The 22,442-nt window shown below is 70.1% G+C and carries 26 protein-coding genes; 12 read left to right on the top strand and 14 right to left on the bottom strand.

Annotation, left to right across the window (positions count from 1 at the left end):
* Positions 1-2 precede the first annotated feature (2 nt).
* The 7 genes from tcuA (at position 3) to FH608_RS28775 (ending at position 7,312) form a co-directional block, all read left to right on the top strand.
* On the top strand, positions 3-1,481 hold the full coding sequence (gene tcuA, locus FH608_RS28805) for an FAD-dependent tricarballylate dehydrogenase TcuA (RefSeq protein ID WP_139633751.1): 1,479 nt from the start codon (positions 3-5) through the stop codon (positions 1,479-1,481).
* A 62-nt stretch (positions 1,482-1,543) separates the two neighbouring features.
* Positions 1,544-2,926 (top strand): MFS transporter, encoded by a 1,383-nt coding sequence (locus FH608_RS28800; RefSeq protein WP_139633750.1) that lies wholly within the window; start codon positions 1,544-1,546, stop codon positions 2,924-2,926.
* A gap of 2 nt (positions 2,927-2,928) precedes the next feature.
* Entirely contained in the window at positions 2,929-3,870 is a 942-nt protein-coding gene (locus tag FH608_RS28795; protein ID WP_193318673.1) for an NAD-dependent epimerase/dehydratase family protein, read from the top strand.
* Positions 3,867-4,739, top strand: a complete 873-nt coding sequence (locus FH608_RS28790; protein WP_193318672.1) for a sugar phosphate isomerase/epimerase family protein — start codon at positions 3,867-3,869, stop codon at positions 4,737-4,739. Before FH608_RS28795 ends, FH608_RS28790 begins: the two co-directional genes overlap by 4 nt.
* A gap of 243 nt (positions 4,740-4,982) precedes the next feature.
* On the top strand, positions 4,983-5,903 hold the full coding sequence (locus FH608_RS28785) for a phosphotransferase (RefSeq protein ID WP_139633747.1): 921 nt from the start codon (positions 4,983-4,985) through the stop codon (positions 5,901-5,903).
* A 95-nt stretch (positions 5,904-5,998) separates the two neighbouring features.
* Entirely contained in the window at positions 5,999-6,733 is a 735-nt protein-coding gene (locus tag FH608_RS28780) for a phosphotransferase enzyme family protein (protein ID WP_139633745.1), read from the top strand.
* A 174-nt stretch (positions 6,734-6,907) separates the two neighbouring features.
* Positions 6,908-7,312 (top strand): NUDIX hydrolase, encoded by a 405-nt coding sequence (locus FH608_RS28775; protein WP_226900018.1) that lies wholly within the window; start codon positions 6,908-6,910, stop codon positions 7,310-7,312.
* 404 nt (positions 7,313-7,716) lie between these two features.
* On the opposite strand, the gene FH608_RS28770 is transcribed toward FH608_RS28775, so the two are convergent.
* Positions 7,717-8,202: a MarR family winged helix-turn-helix transcriptional regulator gene (locus FH608_RS28770; protein ID WP_139633742.1), complete on the bottom strand. Its 486-nt coding sequence runs from the start codon at positions 8,200-8,202 to the stop codon at positions 7,717-7,719.
* A 331-nt stretch (positions 8,203-8,533) separates the two neighbouring features.
* Between FH608_RS28770 and FH608_RS28765 the strand changes: the two genes are divergently transcribed.
* The 3 genes from FH608_RS28765 to FH608_RS28755 all read left to right on the top strand — a co-directional run bounded on the left by FH608_RS28765 (position 8,534) and on the right by FH608_RS28755 (position 9,822).
* Complete coding sequence (locus FH608_RS28765; protein WP_139633741.1) at positions 8,534-8,944, top strand: RidA family protein; 411 nt, start codon at positions 8,534-8,536, stop codon at positions 8,942-8,944.
* A 502-nt stretch (positions 8,945-9,446) separates the two neighbouring features.
* The gene (locus FH608_RS28760) at positions 9,447-9,638 is read left to right on the top strand and encodes a hypothetical protein (protein ID WP_139633739.1); all 192 of its coding nucleotides are present in this window, start codon (positions 9,447-9,449) and stop codon (positions 9,636-9,638) included.
* Positions 9,628-9,822, top strand: a complete 195-nt coding sequence (locus FH608_RS28755) for a hypothetical protein (protein WP_139633738.1) — start codon at positions 9,628-9,630, stop codon at positions 9,820-9,822. Before FH608_RS28760 ends, FH608_RS28755 begins: the two co-directional genes overlap by 11 nt.
* 45 nt (positions 9,823-9,867) lie before the next feature.
* Here the strand turns inward: FH608_RS28755 and FH608_RS28750 are convergent, their stop codons facing one another.
* The 3 genes from FH608_RS28750 to FH608_RS28745 all read right to left on the bottom strand — a co-directional run bounded on the left by FH608_RS28750 (position 9,868) and on the right by FH608_RS28745 (position 12,258).
* Positions 9,868-10,446 (bottom strand): TOPRIM nucleotidyl transferase/hydrolase domain-containing protein, encoded by a 579-nt coding sequence (locus FH608_RS28750; RefSeq protein ID WP_139633737.1) that lies wholly within the window; start codon positions 10,444-10,446, stop codon positions 9,868-9,870.
* Positions 10,447-10,511: 65 nt separating this feature from the next.
* Positions 10,512-10,646: a hypothetical protein gene (locus tag FH608_RS53895; RefSeq protein WP_264372925.1), complete on the bottom strand. Its 135-nt coding sequence runs from the start codon at positions 10,644-10,646 to the stop codon at positions 10,512-10,514.
* Positions 10,647-10,779: 133 nt separating this feature from the next.
* Complete coding sequence (locus FH608_RS28745) at positions 10,780-12,258, bottom strand: SulP family inorganic anion transporter (protein WP_139633869.1); 1,479 nt, start codon at positions 12,256-12,258, stop codon at positions 10,780-10,782.
* A gap of 537 nt (positions 12,259-12,795) precedes the next feature.
* Here FH608_RS28745 and FH608_RS28740 point away from each other — a divergent pair.
* Complete coding sequence (locus FH608_RS28740; RefSeq protein ID WP_139633736.1) at positions 12,796-13,197, top strand: MerR family transcriptional regulator; 402 nt, start codon at positions 12,796-12,798, stop codon at positions 13,195-13,197.
* Between the two features lie 347 nt (positions 13,198-13,544).
* Here FH608_RS28740 and FH608_RS28735 read toward each other — a convergent pair whose 3' ends face one another.
* Both FH608_RS28735 and FH608_RS28730 read right to left on the bottom strand, forming a co-directional pair.
* Entirely contained in the window at positions 13,545-14,981 is a 1,437-nt protein-coding gene (locus FH608_RS28735) for an MFS transporter (RefSeq protein WP_317135587.1), read from the bottom strand.
* 608 nt (positions 14,982-15,589) lie between these two features.
* The gene (locus tag FH608_RS28730; RefSeq protein ID WP_139633735.1) at positions 15,590-16,267 is read right to left on the bottom strand and encodes an SDR family NAD(P)-dependent oxidoreductase; all 678 of its coding nucleotides are present in this window, start codon (positions 16,265-16,267) and stop codon (positions 15,590-15,592) included.
* 222 nt (positions 16,268-16,489) lie between these two features.
* Between FH608_RS28730 and FH608_RS28725 the strand changes: the two genes are divergently transcribed.
* Positions 16,490-16,813 carry a hypothetical protein gene (locus FH608_RS28725; RefSeq protein WP_139633734.1) on the top strand — a complete coding sequence of 108 codons (324 nt, stop codon included), beginning with the start codon at positions 16,490-16,492 and terminating at the stop codon, positions 16,811-16,813.
* Positions 16,814-16,869: 56 nt separating this feature from the next.
* On the opposite strand, the gene FH608_RS28720 is transcribed toward FH608_RS28725, so the two are convergent.
* From FH608_RS28720 to msrB, 8 genes are all read right to left on the bottom strand, one after another.
* A complete protein-coding gene (locus FH608_RS28720; protein WP_226899998.1) occupies positions 16,870-17,310 on the bottom strand; it encodes a DoxX family protein in 441 nt (146 codons plus the stop codon).
* A gap of 345 nt (positions 17,311-17,655) precedes the next feature.
* Entirely contained in the window at positions 17,656-18,690 is a 1,035-nt protein-coding gene (gene gnd, locus FH608_RS28715; RefSeq protein WP_139633732.1) for a phosphogluconate dehydrogenase (NAD(+)-dependent, decarboxylating), read from the bottom strand.
* 191 nt (positions 18,691-18,881) lie between these two features.
* Positions 18,882-19,085 (bottom strand): hypothetical protein, encoded by a 204-nt coding sequence (locus FH608_RS28710; RefSeq protein ID WP_139633731.1) that lies wholly within the window; start codon positions 19,083-19,085, stop codon positions 18,882-18,884.
* Positions 19,086-19,223: 138 nt separating this feature from the next.
* A complete protein-coding gene (locus FH608_RS28705) occupies positions 19,224-20,105 on the bottom strand; it encodes an aquaporin (RefSeq protein ID WP_139633729.1) in 882 nt (293 codons plus the stop codon).
* Positions 20,089-20,367 (bottom strand): hypothetical protein, encoded by a 279-nt coding sequence (locus FH608_RS28700; RefSeq protein ID WP_139633728.1) that lies wholly within the window; start codon positions 20,365-20,367, stop codon positions 20,089-20,091. Before FH608_RS28700 ends, FH608_RS28705 begins: the two co-directional genes overlap by 17 nt.
* 174 nt (positions 20,368-20,541) lie before the next feature.
* Positions 20,542-21,306 carry a DUF427 domain-containing protein gene (locus FH608_RS28695; protein WP_139633727.1) on the bottom strand — a complete coding sequence of 255 codons (765 nt, stop codon included), beginning with the start codon at positions 21,304-21,306 and terminating at the stop codon, positions 20,542-20,544.
* 60 nt (positions 21,307-21,366) lie between these two features.
* Positions 21,367-21,873: a peptide-methionine (S)-S-oxide reductase MsrA gene (gene msrA / locus FH608_RS28690; RefSeq protein ID WP_139633726.1), complete on the bottom strand. Its 507-nt coding sequence runs from the start codon at positions 21,871-21,873 to the stop codon at positions 21,367-21,369.
* Positions 21,874-21,882: 9 nt separating this feature from the next.
* The gene (gene msrB / locus FH608_RS28685) at positions 21,883-22,350 is read right to left on the bottom strand and encodes a peptide-methionine (R)-S-oxide reductase MsrB (RefSeq protein ID WP_139633725.1); all 468 of its coding nucleotides are present in this window, start codon (positions 22,348-22,350) and stop codon (positions 21,883-21,885) included.
* Positions 22,351-22,442 lie beyond the last annotated feature (92 nt).

The raw sequence follows: 22,442 nt of genomic DNA, 5'->3' as shown, positions 1-22,442 counted from the left end.
CGTTGAGCAGACAATCGCCCGACCGCGCGGACGTCGTCGTCGTAGGCGGCGGCAACGCCGGATTCTCCGCGGCCCACGCGGCCGCCGAACGCGGGCGCCGGGTGGTCCTGCTGGAACGCGCCCCGCGCGAGCTGGCGGGCGGCAACAGCTACTACACCGCGGGCGCGACCCGCATCGTCCACGCCGGTCTGGACGACCTGCTGGACTTCGTCGAACCCGACGAGCGGCACTCCCGCACCGTCGTGCCCGCCTACCCGGCGGAGGAGTTCGCCGCCGACATGGTCAAGGTGACGGGCGGGCGCAACGACGCCCGGATGACCGAGCTGCTGATCGGCGACAGCGCCGACACCATCCGCTGGCTCGCCGCCAAGGGCGTCCGCTACCGGCTCATGTACGAGCGGCAGGCGTACGAGCGCGCGGACGGCTTCCTGTTCTGGGGCGGCCTGCACGTCGGCAACGTCGGCGGCGGCGTCGGCCTCGTCGCCGACCACACCCGCATCGCCGAGGCCGAGGGCGTCGCCATCCGCTACGGCCACCGGGTGACGGGCTTCCTCACCGGCGACGGCGGCAGCGTGACCGGCGTCCAATTCGAGACCGCCGGCGGGATCACGGGCGAGCTGCGCGCGGACTCGGTGATCCTGACGTCGGGCGGCTTCGAGGCCAACCCCGCCATGCGGGAGGAGCACCTCGGCGCCGGATGGGCGAAGGCCAAGGTGCGCGGCACGCCGTACAACACCGGAGAGCTCCTGCTCCGCGCGCTCGAACTCGGCGCCGCCCGCGGCGGCGACTGGACCACCTGCCACAGCGTGGCGTGGGACGCCCTGGCCGAGCACAACGAGAGCAACCGCGAGCTGACCAACCGCCTCACCCGGCAGAGTTACCCGCTCGGCATCGTCGTGAACGCCGAGGGCAGGCGCTTCCTCGACGAGGGCGCCGACTTCCGCAACTACACCTACGCCAAGTACGGCCGGGAGATCCTGCGCCAGCCCGGCTCGATCGCCTACCAGATCTACGACGCCCGGCTCCGGCCGATGCTCCGTACCGAGGAATACGACATGCCGGGCATCAGCGTCGTCGAGGCCGGCACCATCGAGGACCTCGCCGACGGACTCGGCCTCGACGCCGCGGCGCTCTGCGCCACGGTCAAGGAGTTCAACGCGTCGATCGAGACGGACAGCCCGTTCGACCCCACCGTCAAGGACGGCCGGCGCGCCCGCGTGACGCCGCCGAAGAGCAACTGGTCCTCGCCGATCGACCGTCCGCCCTTCTACGCATACCCGGTAACCTGCGGAATCACCTTCACCTTCGGAGGACTGAAGGGTGACGACCACGGGCGCGTCCTGCGCGAGGACGGCACCGCCGTCCCCGGGCTGTTCGCGGCGGGCGAGGCGCTGGGCGGCCTGTTCAGCGGCAACTACCCGGGCGGCACGGGCCTGACCGCCGGAATGGTGTTCGGCCGGCGGGCCGGCTCCGTGGCCTGACAACTCCCGGCGGCTCATCGGAACCGCCGGCCCTTCGACCCCCCTGCGAAGCGGAGACCATCATGACCACCGACCCAACTGCGACCGGGACGTCCCCGGACCCGAAAGACGTCCGCACCGCCGTCTCCTCCGGCGTCATCGGCACCGCCGTGGAGTACTACGACTTCTTCGTGTACGGCACGGCGGCGGCGCTGGTACTCAACGAACTGTTCTTCCCGACCTTCTCCCCCGCGCTCGGCACGCTGGCGGCGTTCGCGACCTTCGCCGTGGGCTTCGTGGTCCGGCCGATCGGCGCCATCGTCCTCGGCCACATCGGTGACCGGGTCGGGCGCAAGAAAGCCCTGGTGTTCTCGCTCGTGCTGATGGGCGTGGCCACGTTCGCCATCGGCCTGCTGCCGACGTACTCCTCCGTGGGGGTCCTCGCGCCGATCCTGCTGGTGACGCTGCGGCTCATCCAGGGGCTCGCCCTCGGCGGCGAGTGGGGCGGCGCCACCGTGCTCGCCTCCGAGTACGCCGGCCGGGGCAACCGCGGGTTCCTCGCGTCCTTCGTCCAGCTCGGCTCCCCGCTCGGGCTGCTCATCTCCAGCGGCGCGTTCGCCCTCGTCGGCCTCGGGTCGGACGAGTTCGTCCAGAGCTGGGGCTGGCGGCTGCCGTTCCTGGCCAGCGCGCTCCTGGTCGCGATCGGCCTGTACATCCGGGTCCGGATCATGGAGTCCCCCGAGTTCAGGCGCGCCACCGCGGCCGGCGAGATCTCCACCCGCACTCCGCTCGTCGAGGTGTTCAGGTACTCGTGGCGGCAGGTGCTGATCGCCATCGGGATCCGCTTCGTGCCCGACATCGGGTTCTACATGGCCGCGACCTTCCTGGTCAGCTACGCGACGACGACGATGCACTACCCTCGCGGCGCCATCCTGACCTGCGTGATGATCGCCGCGGCCGTCGAGCTGTTCACCATCCCGCTGTTCGGCCGGCTGTCCGACCGCGTCGGCCGCAAGAAGGTCTACCTGTTCGGGGTGCTGTTCCTGACCGTGCTCGCCTTCCCGCTGTTCGCCCTGGTCTCCAGCGGCTCGATCCTGCTGACCGGGATCGGCGTGGTGCTGGCCCTGGCCGTCGGGCACGCCGCCACCTGGGGGCTGAGCGCGGCCATCAACTCCGAGCTGTTCCCCACCCGGTACCGGACGACGGGCGCCGGCCTCGGCCTCAACGTCTCCAACATCGTCGGCGGCGGCCCCGCGCCCCTCATCGCGTCCTCCCTGGTGATCGCCGCCGACGGCGGATCGTGGCTGGTGTCGCTGTACATCGTCGCCGCCGGCGTGCTCAGCCTGATCGCGATCGTGTCCATGGCGGAGACCTCCGGCCGGGACCTGTCCGAGGACTACAGCAGGCGCACGGCGCCCTCCCCCGCCGCCGGGATCGCCTCCGAGATGAGGGGGCAGACCCTGTGACCGTGCTCGTGACAGGCGGCGCGGGATTCCTCGGACGCCCGCTCGTACGCAGGCTCGCCGGCCTCGGCGAGCGGGTGGTCAGCTTCGACCGGCTCTCCGGGGAATCCCTTCCGCCGTCCGTGACGCAGGTCGCCGGTGACATCACCGACGGATCCCACCTCGAACACGTGCTGCGGACGTACGCGGTGACGGAGGTGGTGCACGCCGCCGCGGTCGTCGGCGTCACCGCCAGCGTCGCCGGCCTGCCCGCCGCCGTGAACGTCAACGTCGACGGCGCGGTCGCCCTCTTCGAGGCGGTCTGCCGCGCCAGCGGGGTCCGCCGCGTCGTCGACCTCTCCTCCGAGGAGACCTACGGCCACTTCGCAAGGGACCCGATCAGGGAGGACGACCCGGCCCTGCCCGTCTCCCCGTACGGCATCACGAAGTACGCGGTCGAGCGGCTCGGCGAGTACTACGCCGACCAGCAGGGGCTGCCCTACGCCGCCGTCCGGCTGTGCTGGGTGTACGGGCCGGGATTCCCCCGCCGCCGGCTGCCCCACCCCTGGCTCCAGGACGCCGCGGCGGGCCGCGCCAGCCGGCTCGCCCACGGCGGCGACCAGCGCATCGACTTCACCTACGTGGACGACGTGATCGACGGAATCCTCCTCGTCCTGCAGGCCGGACGGCTCGGCCACCGCGCCTACAACATCGCCACCGGCCACGCCGTCGACATGCGCGAGCTCGCCGCCGAGATCGCGAGACTCCGCCCGGGCTGGCAGGTCGACCTCGGCGGCGGGCCGCTCGAGATGGCGCCGGGCGTCACCGCGGCCCGCAAGGGCGCGCTCGACATCACGCGAGCCCGCGCGCTCGGCTACACCCCCCGCGTCCCGCTGGCCGAGGGGCTCGCCCGCACCCTGGCCGACCTCGAAACCGGCCACCCGCTCACCCAAGGAAGCAACCCGTGACCCAACCCGCTCTCGCCCTCGGCGGCACCACCTACAGCTGGCTCCACCAGGCACCCTTCCACGACGCGCTCCGGGACCTGGCCGCGACCGGGTTCCGGCAGATCGAGATCACCACGGCCGCGCCCCACCTGCAGGCGAGCGGCTTCGGCGCCTACGAACGCCACGAGCTTCGCCGCCACCTCGCCGACCTCGGCCTGACCGTAACCTCCGTCAACCCCGGCTTCCTCGACATCAACCTCATCAGCCCCAGCAACGACTTCCGCCGGGCCAGCCTCGACGCCGTCCTCGGCGAGATCGAGCTCGCCCACGACCTCGAAGCCCCGATCGTCATCCTCATCCCCGGCCGCAGGCACGCGCTCTCCCCCGCGCCCGCCGAGGCCTGCCGCTGGTGGCTCGACCAGGCACTGCACATCCTCCTGGACCGGGCCGAGCGGCTGGGAGTGACGATCGCCCTGGAGACCAGCCCCTACGGCTACCTCGGCGACGCTCGCCAACTCTCGCAGGTCGTCGACGAGATCGCCGCCCCCAACCTCGGCATCGCCTACGACGTCGCCAACACCATCACCCAGGAGGACCCGCTGGACGGCGTCCGCACGGCCGGCCACCGGATCCGGATCGCCCACATGAGCGACACCTGGCGCGACCGCTGGGCCCACACCTCGCCGGGACGGGGCGAGGTCGACTTCGCCCGCTACGCCGAAGCGCTGCGCTCCATCGGCTTCGGCGGCGTCACCATCTTCGAGCTCGTCGACCTCGAACCGCCGCTGCCACGCCTGCGCGACGACATCGCCGCCTTCGAGAAGCTGGGCTGGAGCGTGGAGCGGACGGGCACGGTGCCCTGGCACCCGACCGGCGCGTCCGAGGCGTGACCCCCTGGACAGGCGATGCTGTCGACACGGTTCAGCCCCCGACCAGCCCGACGCGGCCGGACCGGCACCGCCGGCTCAGGAGGCGAGCCGGTCGGAGCGGCAGCCTCCGTCAGTGATCTATCTGGCGGCGCACCTGGGATGTCAGCGAGAGGTGGTCATGCCCGCGATGCGGGGCCTTGGCCTCAGCATCTGCCCACACCCCTCGCTTCCGCCGGGCTCGGCGCCTATGGCACAGTCCTTCGCGTGCCCCTGGACGAGTTGCCGGACTGGTTGCCGGCGTGGTGCCGTGACCATCTGGGCGGCGAACCCGCCGACGTGTTGTTCCGGTCACAGCAGGTCTCGATGGTGTTCGGTCTGCGGTTGGCCGGTGGCCGGGACGTGGTGGTCAAGGCACGTGCCGACGACGGCCGGGCGGCGTCGTGTGTCGCGGCGCAGGCCCGGCTGGCCGAGCGCGGGTTCCCCTGTCCCCGGCCGCTGACCCCGGTGGTCGGTGCCGGTGCGCTGGCCGTGCACGCCGAGGAATTCCGGCCCGGCGGCGAAGTGCTGCACGGGGACTCGCCGGACGTGGCCGTACGGTGCGCGGAGGTGTTCGCTCGGCTGATGGCCGAACTCGCCGGCGTGACCGTCGCGCCGCCGTTGCCGAATCCGCCCTGGGTGCGCTGGGACGAGACCGGTTCTGGAACGTGGCCGCCGATCGACTTCCTCGACGGCCTGGACCAGAGTGTCGTGTCCGAGCACATTGTCGAGGCGGCTGAGCGGGCCCGGAGGCGCCTGCTGGCCGCCCGCCTGCCGTGCGTGCTCGGCCACGCCGATTTCGAGGCGCAGAACCTGCGGTGGCAGGGGCGGCAGCTGTGGACGGTGCACGACTGGGACAGCCTGGCGTGGCAGCCGGAGGCGGCGCTGGTGGGAGCGGCGAGCGGGGCGTTCGCCAGCGCAGGGCCGCCGACCCTGGCGCCGATCGAGAGCTCCGAGGCGTTCCTGGTGGCTTACCAGCGCTTTCGGGGGCGCTCGTTCACGCCCGTGGAGCTGGAGATCGCGTGGGCGGCCGGCGTGTGGATGGCTGCGTACAACGCCCGGGAGATGGCACTGTGCGGTGGCTCCCCGGCGGGCGGCGATGCACTGCGGGCCCAGGCCGCTGAACGCCTCCGCCGCGCGAATGCCTAGGAGTGTCGCAGCTGATGTCCGTCGCGAGGGCCGACGACCGAGGATGCGCCTCATGCCGAGAACAGTGATGTCCGAAACCCCGTAAGGTCTGATCCATGGGTTGGGAGGCACTTGGGCAGTGGGGTGAAGACGTCGCTCGCGTCGAACCGCTCGCTGGAGGAGTCGCCAACGACGTGTGGAGCGTGCGCGTCAACGGGCGCCTTGCGGTCGGTCGGCTCGGTGCCAGGAGCGACGGTGATCTCGCGTGGGAGACCGAGCTCCTCGTCTATCTCGACCGTGAAGGTCTGACCGTACCGGTGCCGATCCCGACTACGGATGGCCGGCTCTTCGCTGACGGCCTGGTGGTGATGACCTATCTGGATGGCGGACCGCCCGAGACGCAGGCCGACTGGCGTCGCGTGGCCGGCACGCTCCGCGAGCTGCATCGGTTGACGCGGGGCTGGCCGCAGCGCCCAGGTTGGCGATCGTCGACCGACCTCCTGCACGCTGAGACCGGGACGAGAATCGACCTGGGCGCGATGCCCGCGGAGGGCGTTGCCCGATGCCGAGCAGCGTGGGCGCGATTGTCCGGACGCCAGACATGCGTCGTGCACGGCGACCCCAACAATCCGGGCAACGTCCGCATGACCGCGAATCAGGTCGCGCTGATCGACTGGGACGAGTCGCACGTCGACGTCCCTGACCTCGACCTTGTGCTGCCCGACAACGCCGCGGGCCTCGACGACGGCGCGCACGACATCGCCGCTCAAGCGTCGGCCGCATGGGAGGCCGCCATCTGCTGGGGCGACGACTACGCAGTCAAGCGGCTCGCCGAAGTTCGAGCGGTGTGAGAACGCATTCGACGAAGGGGGTTGTTGGCGGTCGACTGCGCACATGATCGTCATGATCCGATCTTGAGGAGACCCAGAGCTCCGTGGATGCGTTGCAAGGTCCGCAATCGTTCTCCGGTGTGGCCCGGTTCCGTCTGATCTGGAATGCTGGCAAGCGTGCTTGGTGACCGCGTGATGGAGGTCGTGGCAGCGGCCGTCATCGATCAGGGGCGCTTGCTCGTCGTAAGCAAGAAGGCCGCGCCGGCGGTGTTCTACCTGCCCGGCGGAAAGCCCGAGGCGGGGGAGAGCCAGGAGGCAACCCTCGTTCGGGAGCTGGGCGAGGAACTCGGCGTCGCGCCCCGTGACATGGACCTGCTCGGCCGGGTCGAGGACGTGGCAGCGCTTGAGGGCGTGCCGATGTGCATGACGGTGTTCACGGCCAGCCTGACCGGACCCCCGAAGCCTGCCGCTGAGCTTGCCGCTCTTGGGTGGACCGACGGGCGTGATGCCTATGAACCTCGCCTGGCTCCAGCGGTTCGCAACCAGGTGCTTCCTCTGCTCGTCCGCGCAGCCCTCCTTCCGGGCGATCACGGAATCTAAGAACCGGAACCCGCGAACAAAGCCATGGGGAGAGCAGCAACACCGACGCATGTACCGGCAGCGTCGACGACCTCCTCGAAGAGGCTGCCGCGCGGCTGCCCGCTCTGCCCGTGGCACTACGATCTGGCGACGTACAACGTCGGGATCATCCCGCCGGCTGGCTTCACCAGCCAAGATGTCGAATCGGCCCTCTCGCCGGAGAGCGAGGCTCGCGGCGTCGCGCTGGTGGCCCAGGTGGAGCAGGACGCGATGGCCGCTTGCGTCACATCGGATCCTCCGCCGCCGCCCTGACCAGCCCGGCGTCGGCTGACCGCCTGATCAGTTCTTGAGCCATTCGCTGTCCGATCCCTGGCCGTCGGGCGGTGTTCCGCGATTCGCCGACATGGCGGCGTACGAGGATCCGTTCACGCTGGTGCGACGTCCGCCGGCGCGCGCGGGTCTGGATGGCCGACGACCTGGTCGTGGGGCAGCGCCGACAGCGTCCGTACGGCCCGCAGAAACCCGCGCCTGTCCTCCTCGGGGAGCATGGCGAGCAAACGGTCCTCGTTCGAGTGAATCTCGGCCTGGGCGGAGTCGTACAACGCGCGGCCGGCCTCGGTGATCGACAGCAGTCTGGCGCGGCGGTCGCCCGGGTCAGGGATGCGTGAGATCAGCCCGGCTTCCTGGAGGATGTCGAGCGTGCCGATGATGCGGGTCTTGTCGGCAGCGATGGTCTCGGCAAGGGCGGCCTGCGTACGCACAGGGCTGTCGCACAGTGCCCCGAGCACCGCGTACCCCCACATCGAGATCCCGTGCCTGTCCAGTACGGGAAGCTCGGCGGCGATGAGGGAGCGGACCAGCGCATGGAGCGAGGCGGCGAGGTCACGGCGTCCACCGTCAGCAACCGTCATACTGCGAAATATACAGTTGACAGATAATAAGCTCGTGTAGACGATATGCGAATGAATATCAATTTCAGCTCGGTGGCGTAGGGTGGCGACTCTTCGTGATTCCGATGCGCTCCTGGCCGAAGTCGATCTCGCTTCGCCCCCTCGGCGACAACCCCGTTGGGGCTTACCGCGGCGCGGCCCAGCACGTGCCGGCAGCCTTCGCCGCCGACGGTGTCCGCGATCGCTGGAGGTCCTCTGCTCCGGCCGGTCCCACCTGCATCGGGTTCTCGCGGTCCTGGGCCGCTCACCCAACCGGTCTACGTGAACGAACTCTTCGGAAAGGAACAATGAGATGAGTGCAGCTGTCAGGCTGATCCGCAATTCCGAGCTCGCGCAGACGGTGGAGTACGCCTACGCGTCCGTGGTGGACGCGCCGATGCGTTCCATCTGGGTCGCTGGGGCGTGCCCGCTCGACGCTGACGGCAAGACCGTGGCGGTCGGCGACTACGCCGGGCAGACCCACCAGGTGATGCGCAACCTCGTCACCGCACTGGCCGGGGCCGGGGCGTCGCTGGCGGACGTCGTCAAGACCACTGTGTACGTGGCCTCCGCCGACCAGGCCGACCTGGGGGCGGCGTGGAGCGTCTACCGGGAGTACATGGGCGACCACGACGTACCCAGCACGCTGCTGGGGGTGGCGGTGCTCGGATACAATCACCAGTTGGTCGAGGTCGAGGCGGTCGCCGTGCTCGGCGCAAGCTAGGCAGGCGGGGCCAGGACCTGGTCGAGGATCACGACCATGAGACGTGGCCCGGCGCAGGGTTTGCCCTGCCGCGGCTGCAACGTCATGGAGGGCATGGACTCCGACGTGTCGGGATGCTCCTGGACTACCCCAGGCGGCATCCGACGGTCATCCTCGGTCTGCGACTGGAGTACGCGGGGCCGGGCCGCTGTTCGGCGCGGAGGTTCCGCTGCTACCCGCCCCAGGAGACCGGTAGCGCACGGAGTGTCCGTGCCCCGCATACGCTGCCCCGCGCGTCCTCTTTCAGGGCGTGCGGGAGCCGATCTTCAGCAGGGTGTGACGGTCACTCGCCGATCTTCTTGGCGTACAGCGTGATCAGCGTGTCGGTGGAGACGCGCTTGCCGGCGGCGCTGGTGGCGCGACGACACCATGTTCGCCGCGGTCGTCGAGCCGTACGAGGTCCGCGGCGGGGCCGTCACCGGTGGAGCTGTCGCGGGCGTGGCCGGCCGCCATGGCCCGCCGGGTGCGTCGGGCGGGTGAGCAGCTGCATGCGGCGCTGGAGAAGCCGGCGTCGTTGCCGTATCCGGCGCCGGAGGTGGCCGAGCTCGCCGGCGTGGCTGACGCGGCCCTGACGTGGGCGAAGGTCCTCGAGGACGCCCGCGCCGACCGGGTCGCGGCCGGCGGCTCTCACCAGGCTGCCGGGCATGCTCCCTGACGAGGTTGAGGATTGCCCGCGCTGCTCGCCGAAGATGGTGATCGAAACCCTGGCCATCGCCCAGTCTCCTGTCGCGGCGTCCGACCTGGATCGGCACCGCGCCGATGGAGACCTTGCCAGGGTGCAGTATCTGATCAACCGGTACGAACTCATGCCCGCCGACGGCTCTGATCGAGTCGTGTGAGAGCGGTCACACGGTGTGGTCGCGCGGTGGTGGCCCTGGACTGAATCACCTTGTACGGCTGCCTAGCAGGCGGGTCATCAGCAGGTCCAGCGGTCGTGGCACGCGGTCGTGATCGAGGGCTGCGGCGAGCAGGCCGGCGTAGCGGATTTTTCGGCCGCTGCCTGATCCCATGAACCGGCGCAGCTGGTCATGGGGGGTGCCATCGCGCCATGCGGGCTGTTTCTGCAGCGTACGGAATGAGCCGAGTTCGCCTTCCGCGTCGATCACGGTCTCGACCGTGGCGGTGCCGAGGGCGCGGATGAGTTCGTCTTCCAGGTCGGCGACGCAGACGAAGAAGCCGAGTGTCTCCAGGTCATTCCGGTCGAGGTTGGATCCGAGGCCCGCGCGTTCGAGGACTTTCCGGAAGTCGCTTTCCTCTCCGGCGTCGCACAGGCCGGTCAGCCGGAGGTTGTGTCCGGTGGGGCCGAATTTGGAGACGTACGTTCCGATGTTCGTGGCGCCGCCCATCGCGACAACGGAGATGCCTTCGGATGCCAGGTGCCGGCCACGACGTTCGGCCAGCGCTTCGATCGCTGACTTGTCGCTGACTCCCTCGACCAGGACCACGGTGTGGGTGTCGCTCACGAGATCAGCTTTCCACCCAACACGGAAAGGTTCGACCCATTTTGCGCCCTTGAACGCTTTGCTGGTCAGGTGCGGCCGAGGTGAGCACGCGGGACGGGGCTGAGCGCGGCGATGGCTTGCAGGGCCTGGTCCCGGTCGCCGGTGAACGCTACGGCGCGGTCGTCGACGTAGGCGTGCGCGGCGTATTTGCGGGACGTCACCAGCAGGACGCCACGCCGGTACGTCGCTCCGCCGGGCGTTCACGGCGGAGGGTGGCATCGCGTCGTGAGCGGATGACGGCTGGGCTCTCTGCTGCTGGTGGAAGGCCCAGCCGTAAGGGGCCTGGCGTGGCGGTCAGTGCCTGCCGGACAGCTCGCCGGACAAGGTGGCGTGCATCTTGGCGCTGGCCTGGTTCAGCCCGATGAGGCGCACGGTCTTGCCGCGGGCGGCGTACTTGGCCTCGACGGCGTCCAGGGCGGCCACGGAGGAGGCGTCCCAGATGTGGGCGTCGGTCAGGTCGATGACCACGTCGCCCGGGTCGTCGGCGTAGTTGAACTGGGAGACCAGGTCGTTGCTGGAGGCGAAGAACAGCTCGCCGGTGACGGCGTAGACGACCTGGCCGCCGTCGGGGTCGACGACGGCGGAGACCTGCGCCAGGTGTGCCACTCGGCGGGCGAAGATGACCAGGCCGGTCAGCGAGCCGACGACGACACCAATGGCCAGGTTGTGGGTGGCGACCACGACGGCGACCGTGACGACCATGACGGTGATCTCGCCGGCGGGCATGCGGCTGAGCGTGGCCGGGGCGATGGAGTGCCAGTCGAAGGTGCCGAACGACACCAGGATCATCACGGCGACCAGGGCGGCCATCGGGATCTGCGACACCCAGGGGCCGAACACGATGCACAGCACCATGAGCATGACGCCGGCGGTGAACGTGGACAGGCGGGTGCGTGCGCCGTTCTTGACGTTGATCATGGTCTGGCCGATCATCGCACAGCCGCCCATGCCGCCGAAGAAGCCGGTGACGATGTTGGCGATGCCCTGGCCGATGGACTCGCGGGTCTTGGAGGAGCGGGTGTCGGTGATGCCGTCGACCAGTTTGGCGGTCATCAGCGACTCCATCAGCCCGACCAGGGCGAAGGCGAGCGCGTACGGGGCGATCAGGGTGAGGGTGTCCAGGGTGAAGGGCACGTCCGGCAGTCCGGGCACGGGCAGCGCCGACGGCAGCGCTCCGCGGTCGCCCACGGTCGGCACCGCCAGGGCCGCCCCCACGGTGATGGCGGTCAGGGCGGCGATGGACACCAGCGGCGCCGGCACCGCCTTGGTCAGCCGGGGGAAGAACACCATGAGCGCCAGCCCGCCGGCCACCAGGGCATACACCGTCCACGGCACGCCGGTGAGTTCGGGGACCTGGGCCATGAAGATGAGGATGGCCAGGGCGTTGACGAAGCCGACCATGACGCTGCGGGGGACGAAGCGCATCAGCTTGGCCACCCCGAGGGCCCCGAGCGCGACCTGGATGAGACCGCCGAGGATGACGGTGGCGATCAGGTAGCCGAGGCCGTGCTCGCGCGCCAGCGGGGCGACGACCAGGGCGATGGCGCCGGTTGCGGCGGAGATCATGGCGGGGCGGCCGCCTGCGATCGCGATGACGACCGCCATGGTGAAGGAGGCGAACAGGCCGACGCTGGGGTCGACCCCGGCGATGATGGAGAAGGAGATCGCCTCGGGGATCAACGCGAGGGCGACGACCAGACCTGACAGGATCTCGGTGCGGGCCACCGAGGGTGTCAGCCAGGCGGGCCGGCCGGGCCGCAGGCGGCCGGCCAGGGGCGTGGACGGGCGGGCGGGCACAGATGAGCTGGGCAACAGACGTCCTTCAAGCGGGAACGGCCCCGCGTGGGGCCGGCGGGCAGCGTGCCACCGGCCCGGGGCACGGCGGCAGCAGGTGAGGAAACGGGACAGACAGAGGGCCACAGGGGCACGCTCACGAGGCGTGCCCGGGTCAAAGGGAGAGGAGGGCGGCAGTCCGGGACGTGGCAGGCGCTACCGCGGGCAGGTCACGGCGGGCAGCAGGCGGCGGCGATCAAGGGCATGCGCGCGTCGATGTTCCTTACCTCTGGAGGGAGTGGCGCTCGTACGGCGCCGGTGCAGGTTGCCGGGCCGGGTACGCCAAGGTTCACCTGACCTGGTCCGGCCATCGACAACTCTACCTTAACGTTAGGGTAGAGATTCGGCGGACTCCGGTGTGGCCCTCCCGCACCGCCCAACCAGGTGAGCAGTGAGGTCGTGCAGAAGATGGACGGATCGGCGCGTTCCGCCCCGGAGGGCGAACTCCCGGCTTCCACCGGCAGTGGTGGAGATCACATGCACATCGGGCAGGTGGCGGCGCGGACCGGGCTGTCGCTGCGGACCATCCGGCACTACGACGAGGTGGGCTTGGTACGTCCCTCGGCGCGCAGCCACGGCGGTTTCCGCCTCTACACCGAGGCCGACGTGGCGCGGCTGATGGTGATCCGCCGGATGAAGCCGCTCGGTTTCACCCTCGACGAGATGGGCGAGTTGCTGACCATCACCGACCGGCTCGACGACACCGGCGCGGCGACCCTGGAGACGGCCGAACGCGAGCAGATGCTGGCGCGGCTCGGCCAGTTCGAGCAGGCCGCCCGCGAGCGCTGTGAAGCGCTGCGCACGCAGCTGAGCAGGGCCGAGGAGTTCGCCGCCGACCTGCGGCACCGCGCCGGCCAGCTGGCCGGCGGCACCGCCTGACGGGGCGTCCGGGCGTTCTGCCGCCTCACCCCCTGCTGCGGTTGGGGCTCGACGATGACAGGAGGTACGGCCCTCAGCCGGCCGCGAAGGAGGCCAGGTACGCTTCGACGCTGTCGCGGCCCCGGACATCAGCGGCATGGTGTGGCGTTGTCCGGCACCTGGCGGGTGGGCTCGCCGACAGCGGCGGGAGCCGCAGCGGTTGGCGGACGACCCGTAACCGCGCACGGGCCGCTCCTGGCCGGGCTTGTCCTTCACCGCCTTCCGGTGGTTCCGGCCGCGGCTGCACCTCACTCCTGCAAGACGCCTAGGCATGGAGCCGGCCCGCTTGTGGAGGAGGCGGCCACGAATCAGCGGGCGGGCTGCTGGTCCGCCGTCTCGTCGGAACCAGCGGCAGGGGCAGCGGCGTCGCGCCGCCTCGGCAGTGCGGATGCCAGGACGGCGACGGCGGCCAGCATCACGGCGATGGCGACGAACGCCTGCCCGTAGCCGGTCGCCGGTTCCTGCGGCTGCACCGAGCTTGCGAGCTCGCCGTCCTGCCCCGCCGTCAGGGCGACCAGCGCGGCCAGGCCGAGGGCGCCGCCGATCTGCTTGGCGGTGTTCATCAACCCGGAGGCCGCTCCGGCGTCCTGCGCGGGCACGCCCGAGGTGACCGTGACGGTCAGGGGCGTGTTCAGCAGCCCGCCGCCGAGCGAGATCAGCACGGCCGGGCCCAGGACCGCCGTCAGGTAGTCCTGCCCCGGAGCGAGGCGGCTCTGCCACCAGAAGCCGGCGGCCCCGATCAGAGCTCCCGCGACGATGAGGCCCCGGTGGTCGGCGTGGCGCATCAGCCACGGCGTCAGGCGCAGGCCGATGAGCATGGTCAGCAGCGTGTGCGGGAGAAACGCGAGCCCGGTCTGCAGCGGGCCGTAGCCCAGCACGTGATGCAGGGACAGGGCCAGGAAGTACCACATCGGGTTCAGGCACGCCCCGGCCAGCAGCATGGCCAGGTTGCCCAGCCAGATCGGGCGCGGCCGCAGCAGGCGCGGCGGCAGCAGTGGCGTACGGACCAGGCGCGCCTCGACCAGCACGAACAACCCCAGCAGGACGGCCGCCACCGCAGCGACGAGGACGGCGGCGGGCGAACCGGACAGACTGTAGGCCAGCGCGGCCAGCCCGCCGGTGGCCAGCAGCGCTCCCGGCACGTCCAGGCGCTGCCCGCGTTGCCGGGCCGGACCGCGGGGCAGCGCGCGGGTCGCGGCCAGGCAGGCCAGCCCGATCGGCACGTTGATCAGCAAGATCCAGCGCCAGGACAGGTACTCGGTCAGCGCGCCGCCGATGAGGTTGCCCGCGGTGCCGCCCGCCAGGCTCACCGCCGTCCACACCGCGATCGCGCGGGTGCGGCGCGGCCCCTCGGGAAAGGCGGTGGTCAGGATCGTCAACGTGGCCGGGGCGAGGACGGCCGCCCCCATCCCCTGACCGATGCGGGCGGTGATCAGCAGGCCCGGCGAGGTCGCCAGCCCGCCGGCCAGACTGGCGACGGTGAACAGGGCCAGACCGATGGTGAAGACCCGCCGGTGCCCGTACAGATCGGCCAGCCGCCCGCCGAGCAGCAGCAGCCCGCCGAACGCCAGCGCGTAGGCATTGCCGACCCAGGCCAGGTGCCGCGCGTCGAAGCCGAGCGCCTCCTGGATCGACGGCAGCGCGACGTTGATCACCGACACGTCCAGCACGACCATGAACTGCGCCGCGCACATCAGCACCAGGACCGCCCGCACCCGCCACCTCGTCCAAATCAATACGATCACATCGGTTTATGGCCAGCATACAATCCGATGCGACCACATTGGAAACGCCGCCCCCGCAGTCCCGGATCGCCTCAGGGGAACGCGTGCGAGCGCCCAGCAGCCCGAGCACCTCGGCTTCGCCACCAGCCTCAGCTGCTGCAGGCCATGATCGAACGGGCGCTCCCCGACGGCCAGCCTTCAATGATCGCCAACTCCTTACCGGCCAGCACGGTGAGCACTCCGCCAACGGCCGGCCGTAAAGCACGCTCGACCGCGTCAGCCCAGAACCGGCGCGACGCCAGGCGACGCTGCCGGCGGCGGATAGCCCCGTGTTCGCAGGGGAGGCCGACGGCGTGGCTACGCGTAGAGCTCGACGATGACGATGCCGTCGCCGCCGGCTACGCCGTTGACCAACTCCCCGCCCCAACCACACGATCTTTAGGGCAGTCCCACGCCCGGATGATCCGCAGGGGCTTCCCCGCGCGATCATGCTGTGATCAGCAGCCCGCCGCACGGGGATGAAACGGCTCAGGTGCAGCAGAAAGCGTCGGCGTTCACGCGTTGTTGTCAGCTTTAAGGATGATTTGTCGGAGTTCCCCTGCGGTTTCGCGACCCCAGGGGCAAGAGACTCAGCGCGGCGTCGGCAGTACGGACAGCTCGCAGGCGTAGGCATCGGCAGGTGCGCTCAGCGCCCAGACGATCATCGCAGCCAGCGTTTCGGGCTGGATGCACGACTCGGGATCGTACGGGCGCCCGAAGGCGCGCCTGACCTCACCCAGCAGGTCGGTGGCCGTCGCTGCGGGATAGACCGTGGTGACACGGATCCCATGTGCGGCCTCCTCCTCACGCAGGGAGTCGGCCAACTCCCGCAGCGCCGCCTTGCTGCCGACGAACGCCGACCAGCGGGGGACACCGGTCATCCCGGGCGAGGCGTTGACGAAGATCACGTGGCCCCTGGACCGCCGCAACGCCGGCAGCGTCAGCCGTACCAACTCGGCGGCGGAGGCCACGTTCACCGCCAGCGTCCGCCGCCATGTCTCGGGGTCGGCATCGGCGACGGCCCCGATGGGGGAGATTCCCGCGCAATGCACCAACGCCTGCACATCCCCCAGCTCCCCCGCGTCCTGCAGCACGCCCATGGCGGTGGCCAGCGTCCCGGGTTCGGCCAGATCCGCCTCAATCCCCCGCACGTCCAGCCGCGCGACGTCGCGCCCCACGGCAGTCACCCGATGCCCGGCCTCTACGAGCGCGCTGACCAGCGCCATCCCGATCCCTCCGGTGGCCCCGGTCACCAAGACATGTCCCATGACGGCTCTCCTTCTCGACGTGCGGTAACTGATCATCACCCTGAGGACGCGGCGAACAACATCATGTGCTTCTGCCCGTAACCTGGCTCGGCGCTGTTGCTCGTACGCCGACAGAGGGCCCCGGGGGGTGAATGACAAACGCGACCCCTGATGACCGTCGGCTGTCCACGCCAGTCGATCAAGAATAGGGGCCGCGCTCGCGTGCCATCATCCCCGAGCGACGTGCTCACCCGCCACCTCGAGCACGTCACCGCCTCCGGCCCGCCAACCGACCGGCACGATCTGCCCGCACTGGCCGAGGTGCTGGATACGGTGCCCGACCCGCGCAGCCGCCGGGGACGCCGCTACCGGCTCGGCCGGTGCTATCTGCGCTATCCGCGCTCGGTGGAACAACGTCCCTGGCCGGCCGTTCAGGGCGTCAAGTCGGTACGCCGGCTCCGGCAGAGGCTTCGCCGCGTGCGGCGCACCATGGGAGAACACCACCTTGGGAGCGGATTCCAGAGCTCCGCCCATTCGAGCCGTGCGTCGTTCCGCGACGGATCCTGATCGGCGGTCTCCCAGGAGAGCATCGCCTCGTGGAGCGGGCCCGCGCGGTGCTGCCGTCAAGCGACACGGCCTTCGGATACGTCACGCCGCGTATCGGCAGCCCTCCTCGCCCGGCCTGCGGGCAACAGCCTTCTGCCGGCCGGCCTGAAATGCCATGACGCCATCGCCAGAACGAGAAGGAAAAGAGCCGTGAGCGATTGATACCAGTCGTCGCCGGAGGCGACATGCGAGAACATCCCTCCTGTCAGCAGGAAGAAGATGCCTGCGTACGCCCATTCCTTGATGAGCGGATACTTGGGGGCAAGAATCGCCACCGCTCCCGGGAGTTTCCAAATGCCCAGGAGCGTGAGGACGTAGACCGGGTAGCCGAGTTGGACAATGCCCCAAGCATAGGGTGGCGCCAGCGCGCCCTCGCCCTCCACTCTCAGCAATTGCTGGATGCCGGAGCCGATCAGGCCCGATGCGAGCACCAGGGTGGATCGCTGAAGGAGGTACACATGGCCTTGCAGCTTGACGTCGCCGCCCTCGGGGCGCCCGAGGTGGACAGCGCGCGCCGGTTCTACACCACCGCGTTCTCGTACTGGCCTACATCGTCAACCAGCCCACGGAGGTCAAGTCGATGATGGAGGCCGCCGCACGCGGTGGCGCGGAGGTTCTCAAGCCTGCGAAGAGGCGTTCTACGAAGCTCTGGGCATGGCGGTGGACCGGGACTACGGCAGCAAGTACGTAGACTTCCACCCCGCCAAGGCGGTGGTCAGGCTCTGCCTGATGGAGCGCGGGGTCCTGGCGAGGGACGCCGGCACCGCCAAGGACGGTCGTCCAGCAGGCGCCGGTGCTCATCTTCAGGGGCGGTCCTTCTTCTCCGCGTGGCCGCCGAATTCGGCTCGCATCGCCGACAGGGCCGCGTCGGAGAAGTGGCCGAGCCCACGTGAGCAGAAGCGCTCGAACAGCGCCGCACCGATCACGGGCGCGGGCACGCTCTCCTCGATCGCGGCGATCAGCGTCCAGCGTCCTTCGCCGGAGTCCGACACACGCCCGCGGAAGTCCGTGAGCTCCGGGGATTGGGCCAGCGCGTCGGCCAGCAGATCGACCAGCCACGAGGCCACCACCGACCCGCGGCGCCACACCTCCGCCACCTCGGCGACGTCGATGTCGTACCGGTAGGCGTCGGGATCGCGAAGGGGTGCGGTCTCGGCGTCGACGGTCTGTTCCTTCACCCCCGCGTCCGCGTGCCTGATGATGGACAGGCCCTCGGCGATAGCGGCCATCATGCCGTACTCGACGCCGTTGTGGACCATCTTCACGAAGTGCCCGGCTCCGTTCGGGCCGCAATGCAGGTAGCCGTGCGGGGCGGTGCCGTCGCGGGTCCGTCCCGGTGTCGGCTCCGCGGTTCCGGTGCCGGGAGCGATGGTCGCGAAGATCGGATCGAGCCGGTCGACGGGCTCGTCCTCACCACCGATCATCAGGCAGTAGCCGCGTTCCAGCCCCCACACCCCGCCGGAGGTGCCGCAGTCGACGTAGTTGAGCTGCTTGGCGGCGAGCTGCTGGGCCCGGGTGATGTCGTCGCGGTAGTAGGAGTTGCCGCCGTCGATCACCGTGTCGCCTGCGTCGAGCACCTCGACGAGCTGGTCGAGCGTGGATTGCACAATCCCGGCGGGAAGCATCAGCCATACGGCCCGGGGCCGTTCCAGCTTGCCCGCGAGGTCGCGGAGCGACGTGGCGCCGGTCGCGCCCTCGCCCTGCAGCGCAGTGACGGCCTCCTCGTTGACGTCGTAGACGACGCAGTCGTGCCCGTCGCGGATCAGCCGGCGGACGAGGTTGGCACCCATCCGGCCCAGGCCGACCATCCCCAGTTGCATGGGTCTGTCCGTTGCCATGGTTCCCCCAAGCGGTTGTCTCTAGGTCCCGCTTCGACTTCCGGTAGTGGCGGATCAGCGCGTTCGTGGACGAGTGGCGGGCGAGCAGCGGTTCGGTTAGCTGACCGTTGGTGCTGGGCTCGCCCGTGACCGGCCGTCACGCCGTCGACGGTGGCGCGCCTGCCGTTCGGCTCTCCCGTGAGGTGCTGCAGCTAGGCCGGGAGGCGTTCGAGGTATCGCTCGTACGGTATGGCGCCGATGACGCATGGGGCGCCGGAGAAGAAGTGCAGGAATCGCTGCCACAGCGTGTACGCCACCGGTGCGACATCCGTCGGCGTACCGGGATGTTCTGGCTCGGCCCGCTGGGTCGCATCCAGACACAGGCCGCGGATCGTGTTAATGAACAAAGCGTCCATAACTCCCCCTACCCAGCAGGCTACCAGGGCAAAGGTCGAGGTCAGCGGCGGTGGGAGGCGGGTGGCCCCGGTCCCGCCGGTAGCCGCCTCGGTGCGTCCGTGACGTGCAGGCTGTCCGCCTGGACGACGGCGATCGCCTCATCTTCGGTGCTCCCCGCGCGAGCGATGGTGACGGGCGCCCGGTCGCCACCGGCCGATGCGAAGGAGGATGGACGACAGGGCCGAGGAGCGGGTGCGGACGGGCCGCCGGATGCGGTCGCCGGGTGGGGTGTAGGCGCAGTTCAGGAAGTGGCATGGGTAGGTGTCGTCGTGCATGAGCTTCGCGCAGGCCACGGTCCCCCACAGGCGCCGGTGCAGCAGCGCCGCGGTGAGAGCGCCGAGCAGGGGCGCCACGAGGTAGACCCACAGTCCCGTCCAGACGGCGCCGACCAGCGCGGGGCCGATGCTGCGGGCGGGGTTGAGGCTGGTGCCGGACACCGGCGATTCGGTGAACACCAGTACGGCCACGAGCGATGCCGAGGCGGCCGCGGTGTACGGCATCAGGCGCGGGCGATCGACGAAGGTGAGGATCAGCGTGAGGAGCAGGAACGTCATCACGGCCTCGGCGACCAACGCGGTGGCCACGCCGCCGAGCCGGGGTACGGTCGCCCCGACCCGGACGCTGGCCGCCGCGCCGCCCCACACCAGGAGCGCCCCCAGCGCGCCGGTGATCGCGCCCGCCACCTGCGCGGCGGAGTACTTCAGCGCCGAGCCGGACGTCATCTTGCCCAGCACCCAGAACGCGGTCGTGACCGAGGGGTTCAGGTGGCCGCCGCTGATCCGGCCGAGCGGCGAGTAGACGATCAACGCCGCCGAGGTGGCGGTCAGGACGCCCGTCAGGAGCCGCCTCAGGTCCTCGTTCGGCACGGTTTCGACGAGCGGCGAGCCGGGTGCGAAGCCTGCGACGATCGCGCTGACGACGAGCAGGAGCAGGAGCGCCGTGCCGGCGAACTCGGCGGCGACCTCACGCCAGCTGACCATTGCCGTTCCCGCGGGCAGCCCCGCCGACCTGCCCGGACATGGCGAGCGCCTGCACCGGCCAGAACGAGCGCAGCAGGCCGTTGCCCTCCGCGCCGCCGCGTATCACCCGGTGCCCGGCCTCGTCGCCCAGCCGGCGGGCGAAGGCGGGCGGACCGTCGAACCGGGGGAAGCACTGCCCCTCGGCCGATCCGTCTCGGCGGATCAGGCCCGAGGCATGGCGATCCGGCACCAGCACGAGGTCGGCGATGGGTGTGGTGCTCATCAGCGCCCGATACCCGGAGAAGACAAGCTTGTTACCTACGGGCCGGGAAAATGGCGGCAAAAGCATGAGAACAACGCACCGACAATTTCGGGCCCGCACCGGAACGATTCGCACCAACACAGGCGTGACAGCGCGCCGGGCGGCGGCGCCAGTCCGAAATGGACGGCTGACGTGTCAGGAGAAGTGCGTGCCCGGCCGCGGGATCTCGGCGCCGTCGACGAAGAGATCGACCTTCTCGTTGTAGAAGCAGACCAGGCCCTTGATCGGGTCGAGCGCCGCGGTCGGGAAGTCGTAGGTCCAGGCCAGATCCTCGTGCACGATGCCGTTCACGCGCACCGACCAGTAGCCGCTCGTGCGGCCCTTGTACGGGCATGCGGTGACCGTGCTCGTGGGCGCCAGCAGCGTGAAGTCGACGTCGGTGCGGTTGACGTAGTAGCGCGTCGGCAGGCCGGTTTCGAACACCAGCACCGGCGACGACGACTCGGCGAGCGTGTGGCCTTCGAGGGCGACGCGCACGTGCCGGGTCGAGCGCAGGGCGTCGACGCGCGTGTACGGGCTGCGCGGGTGGACGAAGATCTGCTCGTCCTCCTCGAACCACGCGTCCAGGGCGTCCCACTCGAACCGGACGTGACCGGCGAGCCCCGCGACGGCGTCCTCGCCGTAGAGGCGGGCGGCGGCGGACCGTACCTCGTCCCCCGTCTTGAGCGACTGGCGGCGCGCGGTGCCGAGCTCGAGCCGCTCCGGGTGGTCCTCGTCGATGAGCGCGCCCGGCGTCACGTCCTCGGCCGGGATGTAGAAGGCAGGGTAGTACGGCCATTCCCACACGTACTTCGCGCGGGTCGTGTCGAGCACCGTGGCCTTGCCGGCCACGGCACGGATCCGCCGCGGGACGGGCTCGACGTGGCCGGTCGCGGCGATCATCTCAGGGTAGTCACGCATGGGACTTCACTCCCCGGATACGCGCCGGCGCGCGGACTCGGGGTCCGCGCGCCGGAGATGTCAGGCCTTCGCCCGCTTCGGGAGCTTCCACCCGGGACGGGGGAAGTGGCAGGTGTAGCCGTTGGGGTACTTCTGCAGGTAGTCCTGGTGCTCGGGCTCGGCCTCCCAGAAGTCGCCCGCAGGGGTGACCTCGGTGACGACCTTGCCGGGCCACAGGCCCGAGGCGTCGACGTCGGCGATCGTTTCCTCGGCGACCCGCTTCTGCTCGTCGCTGGTGTAGAAGATCGCCGAGCGGTAGCTGGTGCCGATGTCGTTGCCCTGGCGGTTCTTCGTCGAGGGGTCGTGCACCTGGAAGAAGAACTCGAGCAGCGCGCGGAAGTCGGTCTTGTCGGGGTCGTAGACGACCTCGATGGACTCCGCGTGGGTGCCGTGGTTGCGGTAGGTGGCGTTCGGGACGTCCCCGCCGCTGTAGCCGACGCGTGTGGACACGACGCCGGGCTGGTGGCGGAACAACTCCTCCATGCCCCAGAAGCAGCCGCCGGCGAGGATCGCCTTCTCGGTGGTCACGTCGTCTCCCTACTTGTCGTCGATGTCACTTGTGAACAGGGTGCGGTATTCGCCGTACCCCTCCTGCTCCAGGTCGTCCAGGTGGATGAACCGCAACGACGCGGAGTTGATGCAGTAGCGCAGCCCGCCCCTGTCGAGAGGACCGTCGTCGAAGACGTGGCCGAGGTGGCTGTCGCCGTGCAGCGAGCGGACCTCCGCCCGGATCATCCCGTGGCTGAAGTCCTTGCGCTCGACGACGTTCGCCTTGGCGATCGGCTTCGTGAAGCTCGGCCAGCCGGAGTGGCTGTCGTACTTGTCGACCGACGCGAACAGCGGCTCGCCGGACACGACGTCGACGTAGATGCCGGGCTCGTGGTTGTCCCAGTAGGCGTTCGCGAACGGGCGCTCGGTGCCGTCCTGCTGGGTCACGCGGTACTGCTCCGGGTCGAGCCGCGAAACGGCTTCCGGGTTCTTGTGGTACTGGGTCTGTCTAGGCACAGCTCTCCCTTCCCGGCCTTTCGGCACGAAGCTGGGGGCCCATGTGAAACGCACCTGGACGCGCACGTACAGACACTGTATGGGCCGGTTCT

The sequence above is a fragment of the Nonomuraea phyllanthi genome (assembly GCF_006334985.2).
GTDB classification, from domain to species: Bacteria; Actinomycetota; Actinomycetes; order Streptosporangiales; family Streptosporangiaceae; genus Nonomuraea; species Nonomuraea phyllanthi.
The sequence above is the reverse complement of the archived record's forward strand: the minus strand, read 5'-3'. Positions and strand labels throughout refer to the sequence as shown.